This window comes from Pseudoteredinibacter isoporae (genome assembly GCF_040372805.1).
Classification (GTDB): domain Bacteria; phylum Pseudomonadota; class Gammaproteobacteria; order Pseudomonadales; family Cellvibrionaceae; genus Pseudoteredinibacter; species Pseudoteredinibacter isoporae_A.
This window is the reverse complement of record NZ_BAABWJ010000021.1, coordinates 1-2,318: the sequence shown is the minus strand read 5'-3', so window position 1 is coordinate 2,318 and position 2,318 is coordinate 1. Positions and strand designations below refer to the sequence as shown.

The following is a 2,318-nucleotide window of genomic DNA, read 5'->3' as shown; positions in this document are numbered from 1 at the left end:
CTGCTGAGCAGCTGTACTGGAGTGACTACTAAACCGTGGCCAGATTTACTTGACCACTACATGTGGACCATATGGAGAGGAGGGAGGTGGAATCCAGTTCTTTACTGGTAGCCTCGATAAAGTTTTTACGATTATTAATACTGAATAAATTAGAATGAATCCTGAAGCAGTGATTCAAAAAGCGGTCGTGCAAAGCGACCGTTTAGCAATTGATTACCCAAACTTTCAGCCTCTAGAATCCGTGAAAGCTCAGCTGGCGTATGTGAAAGGCATTTTAGACGGATCAATAGAAGACCGTAGTAGGTTAAATGAAATTATTGGGATCTATGCTGCGAAAGAGTTCGAGGAGCGGGATATGGAATTTGCTAATACTCTTTATGATGTTGAATTGATTGTAGATAGATTGAAATCTGGTGGGTTATAAGGCTTGAAGGGGGCGGCTGCACAAGAGCGGCTCATTCTATGGTCAGTCATTAGGGTAACAATCTTTAATCTGGTGGTAGGCTCGATTTGTGGCGGGCTAAGTGAGGGCATTGTCAACTTAACTTTTCAACTCGATAAAGAAGAACAAGGTTGATCAATTATTAAGCAGATTCCATGTTCGAGGCACAGGTAACCTGTTGCCACTGTGAAAATGCTCTGTTTCTAAGCTCACGGTAGTATTTTGCTTTTAGCAGGTGTTTTTGTTGTCGAAAATGATTATTGATCACTCCCTGGCAGGCGAGGAACCTTTGGGCTTGGCCAACTGATTTGAAACGCCGCATTTGCCGTTCCTGCTGTCGGGTTTTTTGATGGGAAATTTCAGGAATATTGTTATGATATTATGCGGTGGAATGTTGCACTTTGCAGCCCAAGTCCCTTAGTGCAGAGCGGTAGCTGGCCAGTCTGTCGGTTGTTATTTTTTGGGTTGTTTGAGTCTGAGTTTTAAACAGTTTTTTAAAGAACCTAGTGGCAGCATACTTGTTTCTGCGTTTGGTAATGAGTATATCCAGCTCACTGCCATCTGAATCAACAGCACGCCATAAGTAATGCGGTTTCCCATTGATTTTGATAAAAGCTTCGTCAAGAAACCAGTGATTTCCATGTGTCCCATGTTTCTTCTTTAGAGTTTTGACGAAATAGGGTGCAAATTTCAAGCACCATTGTCGGATGGTTTCGTAGGAAACCGTTACGCCTCGAATGGCTAGGGTTTCCTCAATATCGCGAAAGCTTAAAGTAAATCGGTGATATAACCATATGGCGTGGATGATAATGGTCTTAGGGTAACGGAAACGTTTGTAGGTATTCATGGGGTGAAGTTTAGCATGTAGGTTAAGTTGACAATACTGGGAGCAGACAACAGAACGACTAAAACTAATGGGGCCCCAATTTGATTGGCCCGAAACCAAACCGTAAAACACAAGGTTAAAAATACTAGCCCAGAGAATGAGCAATGACGGAATTATATGAAAAGCTAAGCATTCGTGAGCTTCAAGCATATGGAAGTAGTTGTTTTGGCAGGTATTGCAACCAAATAGGACTGGAAGATGAAGCTGTTGATGAATTATGTGAGCATTTGGTTTCTATTTTGATAGCAAGTGATCTCCCTAGTTGGGAATCAGATGGTAATGCATTGGATTTGTGTGGTAGAGGTGAGCCTTTGCCGGTAGCTATTGAAAGAAAAGTTCCCGCATCTAGCCATGATGAGTTTGCCTATATTCTTGATATGACGGTAGAGATTGGGATGGCAGACATGTATGGGGCATTGACCGAAGCTCCAAGGGAGGTTTTTTCAAATCTTATTGAGAGGCTTTTAAATAAAGGGGTAAAACTCTTGAGGTTAGAAAGTGCGTTTCCTGATTTGTTGTCTAGGACCAATACTGATATGTGTTGGGGAGAATTGTATAGCATGGAAAAATTTCTAACTCTGAAGAATAAATTGATGTAAAAAGTGGGGTCTATTCAGTTGAGCTTCTTATGAATGGTTGAGGCTATTCTTAAATTGCTTATGAAAAGAGTCAGAAAATCTGCTCCAATGATCCAGTCGCATTGATCTTATTCTTTGAGTTTAACAAATAGGTAGGCTGGATCGTTATTGTGGACATTGATGTACCATTTCGGCACTGTCAACTTAAAGTCGAAACTCAGCCTAAACGCGTATTTCAGCCTATTTATTAGGCTGCTTCTATTTTCAAGGCGCAACTAACCTGATCCCATTGCTCAAACGCTCGATTTCTAAGCTCACGATAATGCTTTGCCTTAAGCAGATGCCTTTGCTGTCGAAAGTGGTTATTGAGGCACTGTCAACTTAAACTCTAAATCCAGCTTAAATACTCGTC

3 protein-coding genes are annotated in these 2,318 nt (G+C 41.4%); 2 read left to right on the top strand and 1 reads right to left on the bottom strand.

The features are described from left to right. Window positions 1-154: 154 nt before the first annotated feature. On the top strand, window positions 155-424 hold the full coding sequence (locus ABWW03_RS19880) for an immunity protein Tsi6 family protein (protein WP_353411417.1): 270 nt from the start codon (window positions 155-157) through the stop codon (window positions 422-424). 397 nt (window positions 425-821) lie between these two features. On the opposite strand, the gene ABWW03_RS19875 is transcribed toward ABWW03_RS19880, so the two are convergent. Further along, window positions 822-1,289 carry an IS6 family transposase gene (locus ABWW03_RS19875; protein WP_353411415.1) on the bottom strand — a complete coding sequence of 156 codons (468 nt, stop codon included), beginning with the start codon at window positions 1,287-1,289 and terminating at the stop codon, window positions 822-824. Window positions 1,290-1,432: 143 nt separating this feature from the next. Between ABWW03_RS19875 and ABWW03_RS19870 the strand changes: the two genes are divergently transcribed. Then, a complete protein-coding gene (locus ABWW03_RS19870) occupies window positions 1,433-1,927 on the top strand; it encodes a hypothetical protein (protein ID WP_353411413.1) in 495 nt (164 codons plus the stop codon). Window positions 1,928-2,318: the final 391 nt, after the last annotated feature.